The 22,562-nt window shown below is 65.9% G+C and carries 17 protein-coding genes and 1 tRNA gene; 10 read left to right on the top strand and 8 right to left on the bottom strand.

Going from position 1 to position 22,562, the window contains the following annotated elements; all coding sequences use genetic code 11:
- Positions 1 to 2: 2 nt before the first annotated feature.
- The 3 genes from DESFRDRAFT_RS16380 to DESFRDRAFT_RS16370 all read right to left on the bottom strand — a co-directional run bounded on the left by DESFRDRAFT_RS16380 (position 3) and on the right by DESFRDRAFT_RS16370 (position 5,133).
- Positions 3 to 1,817 (bottom strand): methyl-accepting chemotaxis protein, encoded by a 1,815-nt coding sequence (locus tag DESFRDRAFT_RS16380; protein WP_005995779.1) that lies wholly within the window; start codon positions 1,815 to 1,817, stop codon positions 3 to 5.
- A 173-nt stretch (positions 1,818 to 1,990) separates the two neighbouring features.
- Positions 1,991 to 3,946 carry a methionine--tRNA ligase gene (gene metG, locus DESFRDRAFT_RS16375; RefSeq protein ID WP_005995777.1) on the bottom strand — a complete coding sequence of 652 codons (1,956 nt, stop codon included), beginning with the start codon at positions 3,944 to 3,946 and terminating at the stop codon, positions 1,991 to 1,993.
- Positions 3,943 to 5,133, bottom strand: coding sequence for a PSP1 domain-containing protein (locus DESFRDRAFT_RS16370; RefSeq protein ID WP_005995775.1), 1,191 nt, complete (start codon positions 5,131 to 5,133; stop codon positions 3,943 to 3,945). The genes metG and DESFRDRAFT_RS16370 overlap by 4 nt, the downstream gene beginning before the upstream one ends.
- A 182-nt stretch (positions 5,134 to 5,315) precedes the next feature.
- On the opposite strand from DESFRDRAFT_RS16370, the gene DESFRDRAFT_RS16365 reads away from it, so the two are divergent.
- From DESFRDRAFT_RS16365 to DESFRDRAFT_RS16350, 4 genes are all read left to right on the top strand, one after another.
- Positions 5,316 to 5,391, top strand: a tRNA-Lys gene (locus DESFRDRAFT_RS16365).
- Positions 5,392 to 5,664: 273 nt separating this feature from the next.
- Positions 5,665 to 5,868 (top strand): hypothetical protein, encoded by a 204-nt coding sequence (locus DESFRDRAFT_RS16360; RefSeq protein ID WP_005995773.1) that lies wholly within the window; start codon positions 5,665 to 5,667, stop codon positions 5,866 to 5,868.
- 141 nt (positions 5,869 to 6,009) lie between these two features.
- Complete coding sequence (locus DESFRDRAFT_RS16355) at positions 6,010 to 6,483, top strand: aminoacyl-tRNA deacylase (RefSeq protein ID WP_005995771.1); 474 nt, start codon at positions 6,010 to 6,012, stop codon at positions 6,481 to 6,483.
- A 57-nt stretch (positions 6,484 to 6,540) separates the two neighbouring features.
- Positions 6,541 to 7,392 (top strand): phosphatase domain-containing putative toxin, encoded by an 852-nt coding sequence (locus DESFRDRAFT_RS16350; protein ID WP_005995769.1) that lies wholly within the window; start codon positions 6,541 to 6,543, stop codon positions 7,390 to 7,392.
- 50 nt (positions 7,393 to 7,442) lie between these two features.
- Here the strand turns inward: DESFRDRAFT_RS16350 and DESFRDRAFT_RS16345 are convergent, their stop codons facing one another.
- The 3 genes from DESFRDRAFT_RS16345 to DESFRDRAFT_RS16335 all read right to left on the bottom strand — a co-directional run bounded on the left by DESFRDRAFT_RS16345 (position 7,443) and on the right by DESFRDRAFT_RS16335 (position 11,505).
- Positions 7,443 to 8,405 (bottom strand): glycyl-radical enzyme activating protein, encoded by a 963-nt coding sequence (locus DESFRDRAFT_RS16345; RefSeq protein ID WP_005995767.1) that lies wholly within the window; start codon positions 8,403 to 8,405, stop codon positions 7,443 to 7,445.
- A 214-nt stretch (positions 8,406 to 8,619) separates the two neighbouring features.
- Positions 8,620 to 11,046: a glycyl radical protein gene (locus tag DESFRDRAFT_RS16340; protein ID WP_005995765.1), complete on the bottom strand. Its 2,427-nt coding sequence runs from the start codon at positions 11,044 to 11,046 to the stop codon at positions 8,620 to 8,622.
- Between the two features lie 60 nt (positions 11,047 to 11,106).
- Positions 11,107 to 11,505 (bottom strand): GlcG/HbpS family heme-binding protein, encoded by a 399-nt coding sequence (locus DESFRDRAFT_RS16335; protein WP_005995763.1) that lies wholly within the window; start codon positions 11,503 to 11,505, stop codon positions 11,107 to 11,109.
- A gap of 435 nt (positions 11,506 to 11,940) precedes the next feature.
- On the opposite strand from DESFRDRAFT_RS16335, the gene DESFRDRAFT_RS16330 reads away from it, so the two are divergent.
- Together DESFRDRAFT_RS16330 and DESFRDRAFT_RS16325 are read left to right on the top strand one after the other, a co-directional pair.
- Positions 11,941 to 13,836: a PocR ligand-binding domain-containing protein gene (locus DESFRDRAFT_RS16330; protein ID WP_005995761.1), complete on the top strand. Its 1,896-nt coding sequence runs from the start codon at positions 11,941 to 11,943 to the stop codon at positions 13,834 to 13,836.
- On the top strand, positions 13,836 to 15,350 hold the full coding sequence (locus DESFRDRAFT_RS16325) for a sigma-54-dependent transcriptional regulator (protein WP_005995759.1): 1,515 nt from the start codon (positions 13,836 to 13,838) through the stop codon (positions 15,348 to 15,350). The genes DESFRDRAFT_RS16330 and DESFRDRAFT_RS16325 overlap by 1 nt, the downstream gene beginning before the upstream one ends.
- 40 nt (positions 15,351 to 15,390) lie before the next feature.
- On the opposite strand, the gene DESFRDRAFT_RS16320 is transcribed toward DESFRDRAFT_RS16325, so the two are convergent.
- Positions 15,391 to 17,229, bottom strand: coding sequence for a class I SAM-dependent methyltransferase (locus DESFRDRAFT_RS16320; RefSeq protein ID WP_005995756.1), 1,839 nt, complete (start codon positions 17,227 to 17,229; stop codon positions 15,391 to 15,393).
- Positions 17,230 to 17,381: 152 nt separating this feature from the next.
- On the opposite strand from DESFRDRAFT_RS16320, the gene DESFRDRAFT_RS16315 reads away from it, so the two are divergent.
- From DESFRDRAFT_RS16315 to DESFRDRAFT_RS16300, 4 genes are all read left to right on the top strand, one after another.
- On the top strand, positions 17,382 to 17,900 hold the full coding sequence (locus DESFRDRAFT_RS16315; RefSeq protein ID WP_005995754.1) for a MarR family winged helix-turn-helix transcriptional regulator: 519 nt from the start codon (positions 17,382 to 17,384) through the stop codon (positions 17,898 to 17,900).
- Positions 17,890 to 20,112: a molybdopterin-containing oxidoreductase family protein gene (locus tag DESFRDRAFT_RS16310; RefSeq protein ID WP_005995752.1), complete on the top strand. Its 2,223-nt coding sequence runs from the start codon at positions 17,890 to 17,892 to the stop codon at positions 20,110 to 20,112. The genes DESFRDRAFT_RS16315 and DESFRDRAFT_RS16310 overlap by 11 nt, the downstream gene beginning before the upstream one ends.
- Positions 20,097 to 20,699, top strand: a complete 603-nt coding sequence (locus tag DESFRDRAFT_RS16305; RefSeq protein WP_005995750.1) for a 4Fe-4S dicluster domain-containing protein — start codon at positions 20,097 to 20,099, stop codon at positions 20,697 to 20,699. The genes DESFRDRAFT_RS16310 and DESFRDRAFT_RS16305 overlap by 16 nt, the downstream gene beginning before the upstream one ends.
- 108 nt (positions 20,700 to 20,807) lie before the next feature.
- The gene (locus tag DESFRDRAFT_RS16300) at positions 20,808 to 21,074 is read left to right on the top strand and encodes a DksA/TraR family C4-type zinc finger protein (protein ID WP_005995747.1); all 267 of its coding nucleotides are present in this window, start codon (positions 20,808 to 20,810) and stop codon (positions 21,072 to 21,074) included.
- A 190-nt stretch (positions 21,075 to 21,264) separates the two neighbouring features.
- Here the strand turns inward: DESFRDRAFT_RS16300 and DESFRDRAFT_RS16295 are convergent, their stop codons facing one another.
- Positions 21,265 to 22,491 (bottom strand): FprA family A-type flavoprotein, encoded by a 1,227-nt coding sequence (locus DESFRDRAFT_RS16295; RefSeq protein ID WP_005995745.1) that lies wholly within the window; start codon positions 22,489 to 22,491, stop codon positions 21,265 to 21,267.
- Positions 22,492 to 22,562 lie beyond the last annotated feature (71 nt).

The raw sequence follows: 22,562 nt of genomic DNA, 5'->3' as shown, positions 1-22,562 counted from the left end.
GATCATCCAAACACTTTGATATCCGCGCCGAGCACCCCGGCGATGCGGTCGCCGGAAAAGATGGGCGTGGAGATGGTCAGGCAGTACTCGCCCGAGGCCTCGGACACGTAGATGGCCGAGATGGACGTGTCCTTTTTCTGCATGACCTCGGTGAACCAGGGCCTGGTGGACCAGTTCTTGCCCTTGACCGAACCCGAGGAACTGGTCGGGAAGCCGGCCGGGGCGATATTTTCCGTGATCTGGATGCCCTGGGCATTGGTGGCGTAGAGGAGTTCCAGGAAGGCGTTTTGCGACAACACGCCGCGCATGAGGCGTTCCATGTCCGCCTGGGCGAGTCCCGTCATGTCCGGGGAGGCGGCCAGCCGTTCCACCGCGTCCTGGGCCGTGCCCTGGCCGATGAGCTTGAACACCCCGTTCAATTTGATGAGTTCCTCGATCTCGCCGCCGAGCGCCTCGATGGTGCCGGCCGAGCGGACCATGCCGTCGGTGGTGCGGCCGGACAGTTCGCGCACCCGGTCGATGGCGGTCTTGATGCGTTCGCTGGCCGCGACCTGCTCGTCCGAGGCTCCGGCGATGGAGCCGATCTGGGCGGCGGCGTCGCCGGAGAGGCGCACGATTTCGCCAAGCGCCGCCCTTGAGCTGCCGGCCAGTTCCGTGGCCTTGTCCACGGCCCCGGAGGCCTGCTCCATGTGGCGGATGTTGTCGAAGGTGCCGTTCTGGATGGCTTTGATGACCTGGCCCACCTCGCCGGTGGCGGCCATGGTCTTTTCAGCCAGCTTGCGGACCTCGTCGGCGACCACGGCGAAGCCGCGCCCGGCCTCGCCGGCCCGGGCCGCCTCGATGGCGGCATTTAAGGCCAGCAGGTTGGTCTGGTCGGCGATGTCCGTGATGACGGTCATGACCTCCCCGATGGACTCGGCCTGACGGCCCAGTTCGGCCATGTTGGCCGTAAGCGACGCGGTCAGCGTGCTGACTTCGCCGATGGCGGCCACGGAATCGTCCACCACGGCCGCCCCGTCCGTGGCCTGGCTTCGCGCCTGCTCGGCGGCTTCCGCGGCCATCTCGGCGCTTTTGGCCACGGCCACGGTGGAGTCGAACATGACGGACACCGAGGCGGCCGTATCGTCGATGCAGGTCTTTTGCTCCTCGGCCCCGAGGCTGACCTCCTTGGCCTCGCCCCGCAGGTCGGCCGTGGCTTTCTTGATGGAATCGGCCACGCCTTCCAGGGTTTCGCCGGCGGCCAGCATGCCCATGCGCCGGGTCTCGTCCTTCTTGCCCGCCCGGGTGGCCTCGCGCGAAGCCTGCTCGGCGGCGTCAGCGGCCGCTTCGACCTCGGCGGCTTTGGCCTTGGCCAGGGCCAGCCGTTCCTCCATGATCCGGACCATGGCCTCCAGGCTGTCCTTGAGCAGGCCCAGGCGGCCGATGAACCGGCCGTCGTCGGCCAGGGGCGCGGCCTTGCCGCCGCCCACGCTTTTGGCATAGGCGGCCAGCCGCTCGAGGGGCCGCATGAGGGAGCGGTTTATGGTCCATAAAAAAAGAGCCGCCAAAAGGACGGCGGCGAGGATGGAAGCCAGGGCCGAAACCGAAGCGGTTTCGGCGGGCAGGGCGTCGAGACGCCGGGCCAGGGCGCGCAGGTCGTCGCGCACGGCGGGATTGGCGTTTTGCCCGAGGTCGGCCTGGGTCCGGGACAGGGTGGCACCGGCCTGGTCGGCCAGATCGGAAAGACGCCAGAAAGACACGCCGCTTGCCACCAGCACCACCAGGAAGAAACCGATGATGGTGCCGATGGTCAGACGCAGCTGTAAGGACATGCGCATGACCCCTCTCCCGAACGTGCCGCCCGCGTGTGCAACACAAGGCCGGCATCCCCCTCGGACGCCGGCCCGCGACGCGAAACAGCCATAATTGTTTCACCGGCTCGTAGCACACGAGGGGCGCAAGTCAATCCCCGCGCGGGTTCCCGTGGTTTTTCGCCGGAGTGGGAGGCGCGTTACGAAACGCGGTTGCCCGGCGCGACCGGGGCGGACGGCGTCAGAAGGGCCATGCCGCCCTCGTGTTTGACGGCCAGAATCATGCCGTGGGAGACGGCCCCGCGCAGCTTTCGCGGCTTGAGGTTGGCCACGAGCACCACCTGTCGGCCAACGAGGTCATCGGCCGGGAAGTATTCGGCCAGCCCGGCCACGACGGGTCGCGGTTCGGCCTCGCCCACGTCCACGGTGATGGCGTAGAGCCGGTCGGCCCCGGGCACCGGGGCGGCGGTCAGCACCGTGGCCACGCGCAGGTCGAGCTTGGCGAAATCCTCGAACGCCACTTCCGCCTCGGGTTCGGGCTTGGGGGCGGGAGCCTTGGCCGCTTTGGCCGCCTTGGCCTTGTCTTTGGCGGCCTTGGGCTTGGGCGCGGGGGCGTCCGTCTTGGCCGGGGCCTCCATGCGGGGGAAGAGGTTGGAAGTGGCGGCGACGGCCGTGCCGGCGGCGAGCGGGGCGAAGTTCTCGGCCTCTTTGGCGAGGTTTAGGCCGGCGGTTTCCTGGCCGAGCTGGGCAAGGAGCTTTTCGGCCGCCTCGGGCATGACCGGGAGCAGGCACACGGCCACCTGGCGCAGGCCGCCGAGGACCGTGGCCATGACCGTTCCCAGGCGCGCGGTGTCGCCTTCCTTGAAAAGCGTCCATGGGGCCATGGCGTCGATGTACTTGTTGAGCCCCCGCACGAGCTCCCACAGCGCTTCGAGGGCCCGGGAAAACTGGGCCGCGCCGAAAAGCTGCACGAAATTGGCCATGGCCTCGCGGCCCAGGCGGGCAAGCTCCGCATCCGCGGCCTGCGGCGCGTCGGATGCGGGCACCGTGCCGCCGAAATACTTGGTGGTCATGGCCAGCGCGCGGTTGGCCAGATTGCCGAGGTCGTTGGCCAGATCGGCGTTGAACCGGCCGATGAGCGCCTCGTCGGAAAAGCTCGCGTCCGAGCCGAAGACCATCTCGCGCAAAAGAAAATAGCGCATGCCCGAAAGCCCGGCCTGCTCGGCCATGGCCAGCGGCTCGATCACGTTGCCGAGCGACTTGGACATCTTGGTGTCGCGCACCAGCCAGTAGCCGTGGACATTGAGGCGCTTGTAGAGCGGCAGGCCCATGGCGAGCAACATGGTCGGCCAGAACACGGCATGGGGCTTCAGGATGTCCTTGGCCACCACGTGTTCGGCCACGTCCCACCATTTGGAAAAATCCGGGTCGTCGGGCCAGCCGATGGCCGTCAGGTAGTTCATGAGCGCGTCGAACCAGACGTAGGTGACGAAGTTGTCGTCAAAGGGCAGCTCAATGCCCCAGGTCAGGCGCGATTTGGGCCGGGAGATGCACAGGTCTTCCAAGGCCCCGGATTCGAGCAGGCTCACCACCTCGTTTCGGTACTGGCGGGGGCGGATGAAGTCCGGATTGGCCTTGATATGCTCGAGAAGCGCGCCCTGGTATTTGGACATGCGGAAGAAGTAGTTCTTCTCCGCGATGTATTCGGGCTTGACCTTGTGGTCCGGGCACAGCCCGTCCACCAGCTCCTTTTCGGTCAGGAAGCGCTCGCAACCCTTGCAGTAATGGCCGCCGTACTCGCCGAAGTAGATGTCGCCCTTGTCGTAAACGAGCTGGAGGGCCTTTTTCACCGCTTCCTTGTGGTCGGGGTCGGTGGTGCGGATGAAGCGCCTCGGCGCGATGCCGAGCTTGGGCCAAAGGGAACTGAAAAGGCCGCTTATGGAGTCGGCATATTCCTTGGGCGTCTGGCCGGCCTTTTGGGCCGCCTCGGCGATCTTGTCGCCGTGCTCGTCGGTGCCGGTGAGGAAAAAGACCTCCTCGCCCAAAAGGGCGTGGAACCGGGCCAGGGCGTCGACCACGATGGTGGTGTAGGCATGGCCGAGATGCGGCTTGGCGTTGACGTAATATATGGGGGTGGTGATGAAAAAGCGGTTCACGATCCGGACTCCGGAGGACGGGAAGGATTTTTGCCGCCCTGTCGCGCCTCGGGGCGCGGGGCATGCCTGGGGTTCTTGGGACGCGGGGCCTGGGCCTGCTGCTCCTGGGACTGCTGGGGCTGCTGGCCGGCCGGCCTGGGACCTTTTCGGGACGGACGGCGTCCCCGGCGGGAGCGTCCCTGTCCCTCGCGGGACTCGCGGGGCGGCGCATCGCCGGATTGCCCCTGCCCGGCGGCGCGGGGGCGCTCCCGGTCGCGGTCGCGGCGTTCGCCGCGCGGGGGCTGGTTTTGCTGCCCTTCCGGGGCCCGGCGCGGCGGGGTGCGGCCGGCCTCGGGCCCGGCGGCGTCCTGGCGCTCCTGGGAACGGGATTCGGCGGAAGCCGGGTTGGCCAGGGCCGCGTTCCATTCCTCCACCGTCAGCTCGTGTTCCTCGCCGGTTTCGTCGAGGACGCTGATGGTTTCGCGGAAAAGGTTGGTGCGCAGCACCTTGACCAGTCCGAAGGACGTGGAAAACTTTTTTCCGACCCGGGGGCATTTCTTCTGGAACTGTTCGTAGTTTTCCTGCTCGAAGGACAGGCAGCACAGGAGCCGGCCGCAGATGCCGGAGATCTTTGTGGGGTTCAGGAACAGGTTTTGTTCCTTGGCCATCTTGATGGTGACCGGGGCGAACTTGCGCATGAACCGGCGGCAGCAGCACATCTGGCCGCAATTGCCGATGGCCCCGAGCATCTGCGTCTCGTGGCGCACGCCGATCTGACGCAGTTCGATGCGGGTGTGGTAGGCCTTGACCAGGTCCTTGACCAGCTCGCGAAAGTCGATGCGGCCCGGAGCGGTGAAGTAGAAAACGATCTTGCCCCGGTCGTGGAGCACCTCCACGTCGACGAGCTTCATCTCCAGGTTGCGGGACTCGATGCACTTGCGGCAGTAGGTGTGGGCCTCGCGGGCGAGCAAATCGTTCTCGCGCTGGATGTCCACGTCTTCGGTCGTGGGCAGGCGGAATATGGGTTTGATTTCGGGTTGTTCCTCGCCTTCGGGCGGGGTGTCGCGCACGAGGGCGACCTTGCCCATGCCGAGTCCCTGCTCGGTCTGGACGAGGACGCTGTCGCCGACGCCGACGACGAAGGGTCCGGAGTCGAAATAATACAACTGTCCGTGGTCACGGAACTTGATGCCGAGGATATGGCTCATGAACGCCCTATGGGGAACGCCGCGCCATGGCGGCGGTATTCTCGTCAAGACAATCCTTATAAGCCATAAACCGTTTGACGGCAAATGCCGCGACGGGCTTGGCGAATTTTTTTCACGGAATTGTGTTGACACCCCCGCCCCATCCGCGTAAACAGCTTCTCCGCCGCGCATGAACGGCGCACGGGCCATTAGCTCAATTGGTAGAGCAGCGGACTCTTAATCCGTTGGTTCAAAGTTCGAGTCTTTGATGGCCCACCAGCAAGTCCAGGGAGTTAGGTTAATAGCCTGACTCCCTTTTGCTTTTGGAGCGGCTTTTTATCCCTTCATGTTTTCTCGCATCCGAGGCGCTTTTTCAGCGAAGCCTCCCTGGCCCTCTCTTGGCCGGACCACTTCCTACGATTTGATTCTTCCCCCCTGGCGTCGTCGGCGAACATGACAAATCGTTATGCTGACAACAAAAATCCGGCTCGCTATACCCGCACCGTGAAAGAAGCCGCGTTTCCTTCTTCACCAGCGAGGGAGTTTCAAGCTATGAGGAAGAATATCGCCATCACGGTACTATCCATTGTTTTTATTATGAATATCGGTTCAGGCTACACCCGGAGGATCGATCGTCAGCTGTCCAAGGTCGAATCCTCCCTTGGCGAACGGTTCGACGACAGGGCGTTTGTCGAACAGGCCCTCGAGGCCGAACGAAAGCTGCGCTCGCGCCTGTCGGTATCGGCCAAGGCCTGACGCGCCGCGAAACCGGAGGGGCCGCACGCCAGGGTCCCTCCGGCCAAGTCCCTCCATCCGCCGCGCCCGGGCGGCCGAACTTGACGCCGCCAGCCCGGTTTTTTATCTGCCCTGCCAGAACAAAAAGGAATTTGGCGGGATATGGCGCAGAAAACCCGGGCTACCGTCGTCCTTAGCCAGGCCGGCGTCCCCTTTACCACCGTGCGTTATGCCTACGAGGCCGACTCCCATCACATCGGCCTGCACGCCGCCGCGGCCATCGGCGAAGACGCCTCGCGGGTGCTCAAGACCCTCATGGTGTCCGTCGACGGCAAACCGGCCTGCGCCGTGGTGCCGTCCGACGGGGAGCTCAGCATGAAACGGGTGGCGGCCGCCTTTGGCGGCAAGTCGGCCAAGATGCTGCCCCCGGCCGAGGCCGAACGGGTGACCGGCTACCATGTGGGCGGCATAAGCCCCTTCGGCATGCGCAAGAAAGTCCCCACCGCCATGGAAGAGGCCGTTTTTACCGAAGCCTCCGTGGTGACCAACGCGGGCCAGCGGGGGGAGATGGTGCGGCTTGCGCCCGAGGACGCCCTGCGGGTGCTCGGGGCCGTCCGCGCGCCGCTGCTCGCCTGAAACACGCACCGCGCCGGCCGGAAGACGGCTCGGAAGGCGTCGGGCATCGGACAGAGCATGGAAAGCGATCCGACCCTGATTTTCGATTCCATCCGGGAACAAGGGCTGCCCAGCCACTTTCGCAGCCTGGCCGGCCCCTGGGCCGTCCCCATCACGACCACACCGCCCTCGCGCCAGGGCTTGGCGGAACTGCGCGCCTCGGGCAGCGAACAACCCTCGTCGTCCGAGATGGCCACGACCATCAAGGGGCTGGCTCCCGAGGTCACGGTGGTGGACCTGCGCCAGGAATCCCACGCCCTGCTCGGCGAACATCCGGTCAGCTGGTACGGGCTCAGGAACTGGGCCAATGACGGCAAATCCCTGCAAGCGGTGGAATGCGACGAGGAGACCCGCATCGGCGATCTGCCCCCCTGCGGCGAGGCGGCGGTGTCGCGGGTCATTTCCAAGGACCCGGACGGCGCCTTGGCCGAGGTCCGGGTGGAGGAGGTCGCCTACGACCGGGCGCGAAGCGAGCAGGAAGCGCTTTGCGGACTTGGGCTGGGAACGTTTCGCATCGCCGTGCGCGACCACTCGCGGCCGTCCGACGCGGACGTGGACCGCTTCATCCGCTTCGTCCGGGAACTGCCCCCAGGCACCTGGCTCCATTTCCACTGCCACGCCGGCGACGGGCGCACCACGACCTTTCTGCTCCTCTACGACATGCTGCGAAACGCCGCCGTCCTCGGCCTGGAGGAGCTGGCCGCCCGCCAGCACATGATCGGCGGTATCGACCTGCTCCACACGCCGCATACCGGCTGGAAGGGCGCGCTCTACAACGAACGGGCCGCCTTCGTCGGCCGCTTCCACCACTACGCCGGCACCAGGGATTTCCGCCGGGTGCTGTGGACGCAATACCTGGCCTCGGCCTGACGGCGCGTCCCCAGGCCGGAACGCGCGTCTGCCCCGCATCCCGGGGCGGCCTAGCCGCCGATGCCGACCGTGGCCACGTACTCCCCGGCCAGGGCGGCCCGGGCCAGCACTTCCGCACGGGTGTGCGGCGCGACGCCGGTCATGGGATAGGGCCGGTCGAGTTGGCGCCACTTGGATTCCCCCAGGCGGTGGTAGGGCAGGATGTCGAAGCCCCGCAAATGCGGCAGGCCGGCGGCGAAGCGGGCCGTGGCCGTGACGTTGGCTTCGCTGTCGTTGGCCCCGGGGATAAGCGGCAGGCGCAGGCGCACCGCCGCCCCGGCCTGGCTCAGGCGTTCGATGTTCTCCAGAATGCGTTCGTTGGACACCCCGGTCAGCTCGCGGTGGCGCGCGCCGTCCATGTGCTTGATGTCGCACAAAAAGAGATCCACGTCGCCGAGCAGGCCGGCAAACGAGGTCCAGGGCGCGTGGCCGCAGGTCTCGATGGCGGTGTGCAGCCCCCGGGCCTTGGCCTCGCGCAGACAGGCGCGCAGGAAATCGAGCTGCAAGGTCGGCTCGCCGCCGGAAAAGGTCACCCCGCCGCCGGAGACGGTGTAGAACTTCGCGTCCCGGCACACCTCGTCCAGGACTTCCCCGGGCGTCAGGTAGCGGCCGACGATGGTCATGGAACCGGCGTAGCAGGTGGCCACGCACTCCCCGCACAGGTCGCAGGCCTCGCGGTCGATGACCACCGTTCCGTTTGCGGCGAAACGGATGGCCTGTCGCGGGCAAAGCGCCATGCACTTCACGCAGGAAATGCAGGTGTGGGCGATGCGCATGATCTCCGGGGCCGGATTCATGGATTCGGGGTTCTGGCACCACCGGCAGCGCAGTGGACAGCCCTTGAGGAAAACCAGGGTGCGGATGCCGCCGCCGTCGTGCACGGCGAAACGCTGGATGTCGAAAACAAGGCCCGTGGGACCGGGACGGTCGCGGTCGGCCAGGCTGAACGAATGCTGTCGCTGCTTCCAATTCATGCGCGAACCTTTGGAAAAGGAGGGGGAGGATGCGAGAGAGGAAACCCTTTCAAGGAAGGGTTCTCCCCTCTCGCGCTCTCCCCTTCCTAAAGTTTTTACCGTTATACGAGCTCCACCGCTCACATCCAGCTGTTATTATAAAAGTCTTTGGAAAGGGGGCCCGGGGGGAAAACCTTTCTTCAGAAAGGTTTCCCCCCGGCTCCTCTCTTCTCCCCTAAAAAGTCTGCTCGGTACGGGCGATGATGTCGTTTTGGAGCGACTTGTCGAGGGCCGTGAAGAAGGCGCTGTAGCCGGCCACGCGCACCACGAGCCCCTTGTAGGCGTCGGGATTGGCCTGGGCGTCGAGCAGGGTTTCGCGGCTGATCACGTTGTATTGGACGTGGAAGCCGCCGTTTTGGAAGTAGGTTTCGGTCACGGCCTTGAGGTTGTCGAGGCCGGTGTCGCCTTCCAGGGCCGAAGGGTGGAACTTCTGGTTCAGGAGCGTGCCGTTGGAGGCGATCTCGTGGTCCAGCTTGGCCACGGACAGCACCGAAGCCGTGGGGCCGCAGGTGTCGCAGCCGGAGATGGGCGACACGCCGTCGGCCAGCGGCGTCCAGGCCTTGCGGCCGTCGGGGGTGGCGGCCACCACCGACCCCAGGGGCACGTTGGCCGAGGCCGGGTAGAGCCCGGGCTGGAACTTGCCGCCGCGCGGGTTTTCGTAGCGGTTGACCTCTTCGCAGTAGACGAGCGCCGCGTCGTGGGCCAGGGCGTCGGCGTAGTCGTCGTCGTTGCCGTACTTGGGCGCGCGGTTGAGCAGCATCTGGCGCAGGTCCTCATGGCCTTCGAAGTTCGTGGCCAGCAGTTCGCGCAGTTCGGCCATGGTGAGCGCCTTGTCGTCGAAGACCAGCTTCTTGATGGCGGTCAGGCTGTCGCCGGCATTGGCCACGCCCACGCCCTGGGGACCGGTGAAGTTGTAGTGCGCGCCGCCTTCCTGGAGCGATTTGCCCGAGGCGATGCAGTCGTCGACCAGGGAGGAGAGGAACGGCAGGGGGCAGCGCATGGCGTGGGCCATGTCCACGGCGTTGTCCGCCGAGGCCATCAGCCGCACGAAGTAGGCGGTCTGGGCCTTGTAGGCGGCCATGACGTCGTCGAAGGTCCTAAACGTCTCCAAGCTGCCGGTCATGGGGCCGATCTGTTTGCCCGTGCGCTGGTCCACGCCGTCGTTTAAGGTCAGCTCCACCACCTTGCCCATGTTGAAGAAGGCGGCGTCGTGCCAGCCCTCGGTCTTGCCGCCGACCTGCGGTTCCACGCAACCGATGATGCCGTAGTCGCGGGCGTCCTCGCGGGCCAGTCCCCGGGCGAGCAGGGCCGGGATGATGACCCGGTCGTTGTAGTAGGCCGGGTAGCCCATGCCCATGCGGGAGATCTCCGCCGCCTTGCGGTAGAGCGCCGCCGGGGTGCCCTCGTGGATGCGGATGGACAGCGACGGGGCGTAGAGCCTGGTGTTGGCCGCGGCCTGCAGGCACATGAAGGACAGGTCGTTGGTGGCGTCGGTGCCGTCGCGCTTTTGCCCGCCCACGATCAGGTTCATGAACATGGGGTAGCCGGCGAAGGCCATGGTCGAGGTCTCGTCGCGCACCTTGTTGAGCTCGGAAAACTTGATCCACAGCTGGTCCAGGAGTTCCTGGGCCTTTTCCGGCAGCAGGCGCTGCTTTTCGCGGGCGTAGTAGGGATACATGTACTGGTCGAAGCGCATGGGCGAGATGGAATGGCCGTTGGATTCGATCTGGATGACCAGATGGACGAACCAGAAGGCTTGCAGGGCCTCGTGGAAGGTCTCGGCGGGGTTGGCCGGCACCTTGCGGCAGATCCGGGCGATTTCCTTGAGCTCGTCGGCCCGCAACGGATCGTCGCAGGTGGCGGCGAGTTTTTCGGCCAGCTCGGCGAAGCGGCCGGCAAAGGCGATGACGGCCTTGTTGGCGATGATCACCGCTTCAAGGAAGTGGTATTTTTTCAGCTGTCCGGCGTCGGCGTAATCCAGGGCGGCCATGGCCTTCTTGGCGGCGGCGATGACGCTATTGAGGCCCTGGCCGATGGCCTTGGCGTAGTCCACGGAGATGTGCCCGACACCGTTATAGAAGTAGTTGCCCACGGTGTAGACCACGTCGTTGTGGGCTTCCAGGGCTTCGGGCGGCATCATGGCGGCGGCGAATTCGTTGGTGGTCTTGCCGTCCCAATAGGCGAAGGCCTGGCGCAGCTGGGCCTTGGTGTCCTCGGAGATGCGGAACACGTCGGCGGTGCGCTTTTCCAGCCGGTCGAGTTCGGATGCGACCCATTTGCAGGAGAATTCCGGGAAGATGGGGGCGCTTCTGGGCTTGCCGGCCTGGTTGCCGACGAGAAGCTCCCCGTCCTGGATGAAGATGGACATGTTGGCCAGGATCTTTTCCAGAGCCTTGGCCCGGCGCAGGACCATGGGCAGGGCTTCGGTTTCCTTGTAGGACTCGGTGATGAGCACGGCGCGTTCGGGGCAGATGGCCGGTTCGGTGGCGACGAAGCGTTCCAGGGCTTTTTCGATGCGTTCCGTCGGGCCATGGGCTTCGGGCATGGTCAACGTGGGGTGCGCGGGGGCCTTGCGGGCTGTGGTGACCTGTTGCTGGGACATGGGTTCCTCCGGGAATGGTGTGTATGAAGCGGCCGGCTGGCCGCTGGGTTGCTTGAGCCGCTAAAACGCTTTTTGCCCGGCGGTGGCGCAGGCCGTATCCTCGGCCACGGAACCGCCGCTGACGCCGATGCCGCCGACGACCTTGTCGTTTTCCACAAGGGGCAGGCCGCCGCCGAAGGTGACGATGCGCCCGCCCGAGGCCCGGCCGAGTCCGAAGAGTTCCGCCCCGGGCTGGGCGAGTCGGCCGATGGTGGCGGTGTCGGTCTTGACGGCCACGGCCGAGTAGGCCTTGTCTCGGGCCAGTTCGATGCTGACGAGTAGGGCGTCGTCCTGGCGGTCCAGGGCCACGAGGTTGCCGCCGGCGTCGACCACGGCCACGACCATGGGCACGCCGAGGGACAGGGCTTTTTCCTTGGCCGCCTCGATCAGGCGGCGGGCGGTTTCGAGGGTGACGGGCATGGGGTGTCTCTCCTTATGGTGTTCGGGGGGAAGTTCAAATGGCGTTCCATCCGCCAAAAGTCGTGTATCGACAACGGTTAGGCGCTGTATCCGGCCGGTCATGAAGCGTTTGCGGTTGCGCGAGGCAACGTGGGTTGACAAGATAGGCCGGGGAAACGCGGACCAGCGAGCGAAAGACTGGCAAAAGAGGCGGTTACGGCTGTCAACACAGGTTGTCGCCAAATGCGCCAGGTTGTCAGCGCCGGTTGCGCGACCGGGCGGCATGGCCCGGACAGGCGGGAAAAGACGGGCTCTGGCGCTTGAATCGGGCCGGAAAACGGCCGGCCGGAGCGCCTGGGGGACGGGTGACGCTGGCCCGTTTCATGCTTAGAGAAAAAGCGTCGGCAGGTGGCCCGAAAAGGGCGGCGTCAACGATCCAGCGGAGGAAGACGGCTCATGGAATCGGGGGAACAGACGGCGCGGCCCCAGCGACCGGGGCAAGTGATCCTGCTGCGGGAACTTGAAAGCCTGCGCGACCGTATCCGCGAATTGGAGGCGGACAGCGGGCTCTATCCCCTGGGCGATCCGCCGCGTCCGGGTTTTCGCTGGCCCGGCACGGACGGCAGGGGCGACACGCTCACCTTTCGGGACATCTTCAACGTGGAGGCGATCCAGGAAATCCAGGACGCCTTTGCCGCGGCCACCAACGTCGCCTCCATCATCACCGATACCGAAGGCCGGCCTCTCACCCGGCCGAGCCGCTTTTGCCGCCTGTGCCGCGAGGTGGTGCGCCGTACGCCCAAGGGGCTTTCCAACTGCATCCGTTCCGACGCCTCCTTCGGCTCCACCGATCCCCTGGAGCCGATCATGCGGCCGTGCCTGAGCAGCGGGCTGTGGGACGGCGGCACGAGCATCTACGCCGGCGACCGCCACGTGGCCAACTGGGTGGTGGGGCAGGTGCGCATCGAAACCGGCGACGAGGGCCGGGCCAGGGCCTACGCGGCCGAGATCGGGGCCGACGAGGCGCATTACATGGACGCTCTGGCCGAAGTGCCGGTCATGACCCGCGAGCAGTTTCTGACCGTGTGCCGGGCGCTTTGCCTGATCGCCCACCAGATTTCCAGCCTGGCCGAGAAGAACTATCTCCAGGCCCAGGCCATCGAACTGCGCCGCCGGGCCGAACAGGCCCTGCGCGAAAGCGAGGAGCGCTTTCGCCAGCTTTCGGAAGCCACCTTCGAAGGCATTTTCATCCATCAGGGCGGAACCATCGTCGACGCCAACAAGGCCGGCTGCGCCATGTTCGGGCAGGTTCCGGCCACGCTTATCGGCCGGGAGGTGGAAACGCTCCTTGCCCCCACCGACCGCGAGGAGGACGTCCCCTGCGACGACGCGGCCGGCGCGGACGCCTGCCTGGCCCGGTTCGTCGGTCCGGACGGCCGGGAGCGCACCTGCGAGGTGCGCGAGCGCGACATCGCCTACCAGGGCGGGGCGGCCCGGGTGCTGGCCGTGCGCGACATCACCGAGCGGGTGCTGGCCGACAGGGCGGCCAAGGAAAAACAGCAGCAGCTCATTCAGGCCGACAAGATGGTCTCCCTTGGCGTGCTGGTCGCCGGCATGGCCCACGAGATCAACAACCCCAACAGCTTCATGACCCTGAACCTCCCCATGCTGCAGGAAATCTGGGAGGACATCACCCCCATCCTCGAAGCCTATTACCGGGAAAACGGGGACTTCGTGGCCGGGGGGCTGGAATATTCCGAACTGCGGGACATGCTCCCGGACCTGCTCGCCCGGATGTACGAAGGGGCCACCCGCATCCGGGGCATCGTCGGGAGCCTCAAGAATTTTTCGCGCCGCGCCCCGGACGATTTCAAATGGGACATCGACATAAGCGACGTGGTGCGCAATTCCCTGCAACTGGTCGACAACCTCGTGGCCAAGAGCACCAACCGCTTCACTGTGTCCCTGGCCGAGGGCCTGCCGGCCGTGACGGCCAATCCCCAAAAGCTGTCCCAGGTGGTCATAAACCTGCTGGTCAACGCCTGCGAGGCCCTGACCCGCCGGGATCAGGCCATCCGCGTGGAGACCCTGGCCGATCCCGAGGACGCCTCGGTGGTGGTGCGGGTGACGGATGCCGGCTCGGGCATCGCGCCGGAGATCCTCTCCAAGATCATGGATCCGTTTTTCACCACCAAGCGCGAAACCGGCGGCACGGGACTCGGGCTTTCGGTCTCCTCCAACATCGTCGAGGAGCACGGCGGCCGGCTGGTCTTTGCTTCCGGGCCGGGGGCGGGTACACGGGTGGAGATGCGCCTGCCGGTGTGCGGACGCGGCCGGGAAGGGGGTGTGTGATGCCGCGCGGCGGGCCTCGGCGGGAGGCGGACAGGGAAGTGGCGACGGGGGAGGCGCAAGCGGAGCGGGTCGGGGCCAAGCGGACCTCGCCCCGCTATCCGGTGCTCCTGGTCGACGACGAGGAATCGTGGCTGCGCAGCTTCCAAAGCGCGCTTCGCGCCTCGGGCATCAACAACGTCGTGGCGCTCTCCGACAGCCGGCAGGTGCTGGAGATGCTCGGGAAGCGCCAGTTTTGCGCCGTGGCTGTGGATCTCATGATGCCCCATGTCGCCGGCGAGGAGCTGATCCCCCGCATCCTGGCCGAGCACCCGGAACTGCCGGTGCTGGTCATCTCGGGGCTCAGCGAGATCAAGGCCGCGGTCAACTGCATCCGGCTCGGCGCCTTCGACTTCATCGTCAAGACCGAATCGCGCAATACGCTGATCGCCGGCATCAAGCACGCCATCGAAATCTTCGAGCTGCGCCGGGAAAACAGCACCCTGCGCCAGCGCCTTTTCCAGGAGGAGCTCGATAGCCCGGAGCTTTTCGCGGACATCCTCACCGTGGACAAGACCATGCGCACGGTCTTTCATTACGTGGAAGCCATCGCCGAGACGGCCTGGCCGGTGCTGGTGACCGGGGAAAGCGGCTCGGGCAAGGAGCTCATCGCCCGGGCCATCCACCGGGTCAGCCGCCGGCAGGGCAAATTCGTGGCCGTCAACATGGCCGGGCTCGACGACAACATGGTGGCGGACACGCTTTTTGGCCACACCCGGGGGGCCTTTACCGGAGCGGCCCAGGCCAGGGCCGGGCTGGTGGAGACGGCCCGGGACGGCACGCTCTTTCTGGACGAGATCGGCGACCTGAGCCCGCAGTCCCAGAAAAAGCTGTTGCGCCTGCTCCAAGAGGAAGAATACGCGCCCCTGGGTTCGGACGTCTCGCGCAAGTCCACGGCCCGCATCGTCGCCGCCACCCATCAGGACCTGACCGCGCTCCAGGAGGCGGGCACGTTTCGGCGCGACCTCTACTTCCGCCTGCGCGGCCATATGGTGGCCCTGCCGCCGCTGCGGGAACGCCCGGGCGATCTGCCGCTTCTCATCGAACATTTCGTCGACGAGGCGGCGGGCGAGGGCGGGCGAAGCCTCCGGGCCGACGTGGCCGGCATCGCCGCCCTGCTCGGCGGCTACGCCTTTCCGGGCAATGTCCGGGAACTGCGGCACCTCGTTCTCGACGCCGCCCGTCTGGCCGAGGGCGCAACCCTTGGGCCGGAGGCATTTCGGGCGGTGCTGCGCTTCGATCCAACGGTGCGCCTGGACGCGGCGACCCCGGCGGACGGGGCTGTCCCGGCGGATCTGCTGGGCTTCGGGCCGCGCCTGCCGAATCTCAAGCAGGCCCGGGAACTGCTCATCGAGGAAGCCCTGCGCCGCGCCGGCGGCAACCAGTCCGTCGCCGCCAGGCTCATCGGCGTCACCCGGCAAGCCGTCAGCAAGTACAGGCAATCGCGCCAGGATGGCGACGCGTCACAGGATTCGTAAACGTGCCGTCCGAAAGATTTCCCGTGCGGGTTCCGCCGGGTCAGGCGATAAAGGGCAGGGTCTGGAGGAAGCGGTCGATTCTTACCTGCTGGCTGCGGCTGAGGCGCAGTTCCACTTGCGCGACGCTCGACGCGCGAAAGGGCAGGGCCGTCAGTTTCGGCAGCCCGAGCCGCGCGGCAAGCGCGTCTATGGTCGCCTGGGGATTTTCCTTGAGCCTGTTGTAGTCGACGAAAAGGCCGCCGCGTTCCCGCGCCGCTTCGTAAACCGCGAACCAGCGCCCGAGCACCATGGAAAACGGCCAGCGCTCCTCGCGCCACCAGGGGAATTTCAAGCAACCCGAGGCCCAGACCTCCAGGGGGTGGCGCACGGGAAGGATGCAGCGCAGCTCCCGGAACAGGCCTGATTCCTGACAATAAAACGCCAGATCGTCCATGTAGGATGGCTCGGGAAAGGGCCGGTTGGCCACGTAGAAGCGGGTGTCCGGGGCAAGGCTGGCCGCGACGATCCGGTCGAGCAGGTCCGCGCCCAGCATGCGGAAATTCTTGCACAGTCCCACCTGGGCGAAGACGGCGGGCGTGACCCGGGCGGCCGCCGTGCGGGGCACGGCGTATTTTTGGAGCGTGGTGAAGAATACGTCGAAATGGGCGTCCAGGGCGGCATTGGAGGGGTCGCGCTCCACGTCGCGCAGCACCGAGGCAAAAAGGTCCAGGTACTGTTCGTCGTCGATGCCGCCGCAGCCCTCGGCCTCGCGCAATGTGCGCTGCAAATAGGTGGTGCCCGATCGCGGCGCGCCGGCGATGTACACGAGGCACAGCTTCCGCCGAGATGGACTTGTCCGGCATCCGGGCGCGTGGACCGCGCGCCGGGCGGTGCGCCGCGTCTTGACGGCCTTGCCGTGGACCGCGTCGCCCGAGGCGTCGCGAGAGAGCGCCGTTATCGACAACCCGGCATCTTCGATCCAGGCCCGCAGACAAGCCATGGACGGGACATGGGCCAGGCCCTCGCCCGCGTAGCCCAGCCGCTCGGCCGGGAGGGACAGCGCCCAGCCGCCGTCCGTCGCCTGATTGTCCGCGCCTTCCGTTTCCTTTGCCCGCGCGTCCCCGTCCCGCAGGAACTCCGCCGCCAGACTCTCGAAATAGAGCGTTCCCCCGACGCGCAGCCTGTCCGTCGCCACGCCCAGAAGCTCCAGGGGATGGCGGGGCAGGCCCTGCATCTCGTACAGGCAGACCGCGTCGTATTTTCCCATGCTGTCGGCTGCCAGCAGTTCCGGGAAGCCGACCATGCTCGTTACCTTGGAGTCGCGCATGGTCACGGCGAAATTGAAGGCGTGGCTGCGGGTCTCGGGGAAATCGAAGGCCACGACCTCGGCCGCGCCGCGTCGCTCCAGGTCGAAGGCGTAGGCCCCGTCGCGCGCGCCGAGGACCAGCATGCGCCGGCCCGCCACGTCGCCAAGGAACGCGTCGTCCAAAAGCGCTTGGCGCAGGGGCGCCGCGCCTAATGTGCGAACGCCCGGCAACAGTTCGAAGGCGTGGTGCCAGCCGGTCGTTTCCAGGCCGACGGCCTGGCCTGCCAGCGGATGACCGGCCGCCAGCAGTTGCAGGGAGATCACATGGGCGGTGCTCAGGATTTTTCCCGAGGGGACGGAGAGCCCCAGGGCCTGCGTTCGGATGGGCCCGGCCGCGTGGCTGGCGATGACCAGATAATCGAAGCGCAGTCGGGGCAGCTCCGTCGGCGCATGGACGGGCAGGCCTTCGAAACGTCCGCCCTGGCGTTGCGGGTCGTTGTCCACGCAGCCGACGACGCTGAAGCCTCCGCCCACGGCGGAGGCGAGGAAGTCCCGGGCGTTGCCTCCGGTCCCCCAGAGCACGATTGCAAGCATGTCGGCGTGAGCCCTCCCATGTCCGTGCGTTTGCGTAGAATGCTTGTTGTCTAGCCAGCGTCAGCCCTGGCTGTAAAGTTCACGGGGCGTTTTTTGTTGACATGGAAACATTGCGCCCTAAAATGTTTCTGAAGAAACAAAAGAGGGGAGCCATGAGCCAGGCGACGCAAATCATCGACGCCCTTGTCCGGTTCGCCGAACGGTCGGACGTCTTCCGGCACGGACGCGAGGATTTTTACGGCGACATGCACTTGACCGAGATCCATTGCATCCACTGGATCGGCAGTCTCGACCACGCCAACGTGACCGGGATTTCCCGGGAGATGGGCATGACCCGGGGGGCGATCAGCAAGATCGCGAAGAAGCTGGTCGGCAAGGGGCTCATTGAAAGTTACCGCGAGCCGACCAACAACAAGGAAATCTATTTCCGTCTGACCGGGGCCGGCCGCCGGATGTTCGACGTCCACGGGAAATGTCACGCCGTGGCCAGGCGGGAACGGCTGGCCCTGCTGACGGCCTACGACGCCGGGGAGCAGGACGCCATCCTGCGCTTTTTGCGCGACATCAACTGCCACATCGACCGCAAGATGGCCGAGGCCCAGGCCGCGCCCGTGGCGGACACATGCGACGCCGCGGCCCGCGCGCGAAAGGTGGATAACGATGCTCTATGAACAGGCGCTCGCCGTGGCCCGGGACAGGGGCGAGACCGTCGTGCCCACGGTGTGCGGCATGTGCGGTCCCGGCGGACCGGGCGGCGGGTGCGGCATATATGCCTTTGTCAGGGACGGACGCTTTGTCCGCGTGGCCGGCATGGACGAATCCCCCAACAACCGGGGCGCGCTTTGCGCCAAGGCCCATGCCGCGCCCCAGTGGGTCTATTCCCCAGACCGGCTGACCCGGCCCCTGCGCCGCATCGGCGAAAAAGGGGAGGGGCGGTTCGAGGAAATAAGCTGGGATGCGGCCATCGACCACATCGCCACGGTCCTTTTGCGACAAAAAAGGGAGTACGGCCCCGAATCCCTGGCCGTGCTCTCCCCGGCCCGGCGTTCCTACAGCGAATACCTGCAACGCTTCGTCATCGCCCACGGCAGCCCCAACTACGGCCACAGCGGCATCTGCGCCATGCAGCGCGCCTTCGGCTTCATGCATACCGTGGCCGACTGGCCGCTGCCGGACTACGGCCAAAGCGACCTGATCCTCTACTGGGGCCGCCAGCCCATCTACTCCGGCCCGGTGGGGCCGGCGGCCCGGGCCTTTCTGGCCGCCAAGGCGCGTGGGGCGCGCATTGTCGCCATCAAGCCCTCGGTCGAGCCGGACGCGGGCATGGCCGACGTCTGGCTGCCGGTGCGGCCGGGCACGGACGCGGCCCTGGCCCTGGCCATGCTTCACGTGGTGATCGGCGAGGACCTAATCGACCACGATTTCGTCCGGGACTGGTGCTACGGCTACGAGCGGCTGGCCGAGCACGTCCGGCAATACTCCCCGGCCTGGGCCGAAGGCATCACCGGTGTTCCGGCAGGGCGGATCGAAGCGGTGGCGCGCGAATACGCCGCCACGCCCCGGGCCGCCATCGACCTCGGCAACGGCGTGGAGCACACTCCCTCGTCCTGCGACGCCATTCGCGCCGTGGGTATGCTCATGGCCGTGACCGGCCACCTGGACCGGCCCGGGACCAATATGCTGCAACTTCCGCCCAAGCGCCGGCCCAAGGACATTTCGCTGCGGGAGCGCTACACCAGGGAAATCGTGGGCAAGCTGGTGGGACCGGAATTTCCCGTCGCCTTTCAGCCTTTTATGGAAGGCGCGTCCTCGGCCTATTACCGCATCTGGGAAAGCGTGCTGACCGGCGATCCTTACCCCGTCCGGGGCATCATCGCCCCCGGCACCCAGCCCCTGGCCAGCATGCGCGGCACCCGAAATGTCCTGGCGGCGCTGAAAAAAATCGACTTCTTCGTGGTGGCGGACGTGGCCCGCACCGCCGAGACGCCCTGGGCCGACGTGGTCGTGCCCGTGGCCACGGGCTACGAGACCGACTCTCCGTTCCAGTACGGCCCCGGCTGGCTCATGGCCACCAACCGGGTGATTCCGCCCCTTGGCCCCTACAGGTCCATGATCGGGTTTTTTCTCGATCTCGCCACGGCCATGGGCTACGGCGACGACTTCTGGCAGGGCGACATCGCCGCCTGCATGGACGACCAGCTCGCCCCGCTGGGGCTGGACATGGCCGCGCTGCGCGCCCGTCCGACCGGCCTGACGCTTGCGCCCCCGCCGCCCGAATACGAGAAGTACGGCACGGTCTTCGCCCGGCCGAGTTCCCGGCTGGACCACGCCCCGTATCTGCCCCAGGGCAAGGTGGCGCTCTACAACACCGATTTCGAGCGGGCCGGCTACGCGCCCATGCCCGAGTGGCGCGAGCCCCCGGAAAGTCCGACCGCCACGCCCGAACTGACGGCGACCTATCCGCTGATTCTTTCCGACTACCACACGTCGAAAAACTTCAGCGCTTCCTGGCAGCGCAACGTGCCGCTTTTGCGGGAAATCACGCCCGATCCGGTGCTGCACATCCACCCCGACGCGGCCGCCGCCCGGGGCATCGCCGACGGGGACTGGGTCACGGTGACCTCGCCCCACGGCTGGCTTAAGGTCAAGGCCGAGCGTTACCCCGGCATCCGTCCCGATACCGTCATGCTGCTGCACGGCTGGTGGCAGGGCTGCAAGGAGCTCGGCTTGCCCGATTTCCCCCTGACCGACGGCGGGGCCAACGTGAACCTGCTCTACAGCGTGGACCGGCAAAAGGCCTACGACCCCATGATTACGGCCATGGCCAGCCAGACGCTGGTGGAGGTCAAACGTATCGAGGAAGGGCGATGCACGCGTCAGTGAAAGAGTATCTGATCCGGTTCGATCCCGGAAAGTGCCTCCAGTGCCACGGCTGCGAGACCGCCTGCAAAAGCTGGCGCGACCTGCCCTACGGCATACGGTTCCGGCGGGTCGTCAACCTTTGGGACGGCGGCTATCCGGCCGTGACGAGCAAAAGCCTGTCCCTGGCCTGCCTGCACTGCGTCGCGCCGGCCTGTCTTGACGCCTGCGCCGCCGGGGCCATCAGCAAAAGCGAAGAGGATGGCCGGGTGGTCGTGGACGCCGCGCGCTGCATCGGCTGCAAGGCCTGCGCCCGGGCCTGCCCCTACGGCGTGCCCCAGTTCGGCCCGGACAAGGTCATGGTCAAGTGCGACCTCTGTCTGGACCAGCAGCTTGGCGGCCTTGAGCCGCCCTGCGTGGCCACCTGCCCGGACCGGGCCCTTGTCTGGGAGGAAACCACCCCGGCCGGGAAAAAGGCCGAGGAAGCGGCCGTGGGCGGGCTTTTGGCCAAGGCCGGGCTGCTCGGCGGCGGCCAGGGGAAGCGCCGCCGCGCCGGCAAGGCCGCCCCGAAGCGTGGTTCCGGCCAGGCGTCGTGCGGGCGGGGCTCTTGACGCCGCGCCGGGAGGCCTCATTGTTATTGGTTATGGAGAGCGGTTTTCGGGGCCAGGCCTGTCCGACCCGCTTCGGGAACCGCCGACGCCTGGACAAAGGAGCGAACCATGGCCAATGGCTGGGCCGGCGACGGGGCCGTGCAGGACCAGATAGCCCATTCCGTCGAGGATGAGGTGGCCCGGGTGCGAAGCCGCATGCCCCGTGGCGAAAGCCTCTCGGAGTGCGAGGAATGCGGCGAGCCCATCCCCGAGGCGAGGCGCAAGGCGCTGCCCGGCGTGCGGCTCTGCGTCGCCTGCCAGCAGGAGCGCGACCGGGATCAGGTCGCCTTTTCCCCATACAACCGCCGCGGCAGCAAGGACAGCCAATTGCGGTAGGGAGAGAGGAGGGAGGCGAAGAGGGTGCGAGAGGGGAAACCCTTTCAGGAAAGGGTTTCCCCTCTCGCGCTCTCCCCTTCCTAAAGTTTTTAACGGGGTAAGATGCGCATGGTCGCGGTGCGCAAAAAAAGGCCTTCCCGCCGCCATGGCGATGGGAAGGCCCTTTGCATTTCCGTTATGAGGTGGAAAGTTATTTCGTAAAGTCGATCAGCGTGTCGCAGTAGCCTTCCACGGCCGTGCGAATGGCCTCCTGGTCGGCCTCGGTGGGCGCGCCCTGCCATTCATAATGGCCGAGGATGTCCCAGCCGGATTTCTCCGTCTTGGCCTCGAAGTCCTTCTGCGCGCCGCCGACCCAGCCGAACGAGCCGAAGCGGTACACCTTCTTGTTGGTGACCTTCTTGACCAGGAGTTCCTCGATCATCTGGGCCATGGGCGGGAACATCTTGTACTCGTAGGTCGGCATGCAGAAGATCAGGCCGGCCGACTTCCAGGCGCTGGCCAGCACGTATCCGGCGTCGTCGCCCGGAGCCTGGTACACATGCACCGGGATGTCCCGCTTGCGCAGCACCTCGATGATGGTGTTGAGCACCTGTTTGGTGTTGCCGTACATGCTGCTCCAGATGATGGTGACGTCCCGTTCCGCCGGACCCTTGCTGTACTCGGCGTACCGCTTGTAGTCGTTGATGATGACGGAGGGGTTGTCCCGCCAGATGATGCCGTGCGAGGGGCAGATGATCTTGATGTCCAGATCCTTCAGCTTTTCCAGGCCGCGCAGCACGAAGGAAGAGAACGTGGCCACGATGTTGGCGTAATAGCGCAGGGCCTCGCTCTCGTAGAACTCGTGCTTTTCCTGCGAGATCTGGTCGTCGAAGATCTTGTCTTCCTCGATGTTCCCGTAGCAACCGAAGGCGTCGCATGAGAAAAGAATTTTCCTCTTGCGCTCGTAGGTCATCATGGTTTCCGGCCAGTGGATGTTCGGGGTCTCGAAGAACTGCAGTTCGTAATCCCCCACCGTCAGTTCCATGCCGTCGGTGATGGCGATGGCCCTTTCCGCCGGCACATCGGAGAAGGCCTGCAACAGCGGAATGGCCTTCTTGGTGCAGTAGATGACCGCTTTCGTGTTTTTCTTGCAGAATTCGCGCAGCCAGCCGGAATGGTCCGGCTCCATGTGGTTGATGACCAGGATGTCGATATCCTCGACTTCCAGTTTTGCCCCTTCAATCTGACGGGTAAATTCCTTGGGGAAATCGAAAATATTTTGCGTCAGGTCGATGAGGACGTTCTTTTCGCCTTTGATGAGGTAGCCGTTGATGGAAATTCCGTGGGGAATTGGCCAAATGCCCTCAAACAGATAATTCTTGTCCTCGACGTTTACAGAAACGCGGTAAACATCATCCACAATTTTCTTGATATGCATGATCCCAATGATTCCTTTTTAAGGTTCGAACAAAGCATTCCCTGTAACGGTTGTAAGGAATGCTCCAGGTT

It is taken from the genome of Solidesulfovibrio fructosivorans JJ], from assembly GCF_000179555.1.
GTDB lineage: Bacteria > Desulfobacterota > Desulfovibrionia > Desulfovibrionales > Desulfovibrionaceae > Solidesulfovibrio > Solidesulfovibrio fructosivorans.
This window is presented reverse-complemented; position numbering and strand designations above follow the sequence as displayed.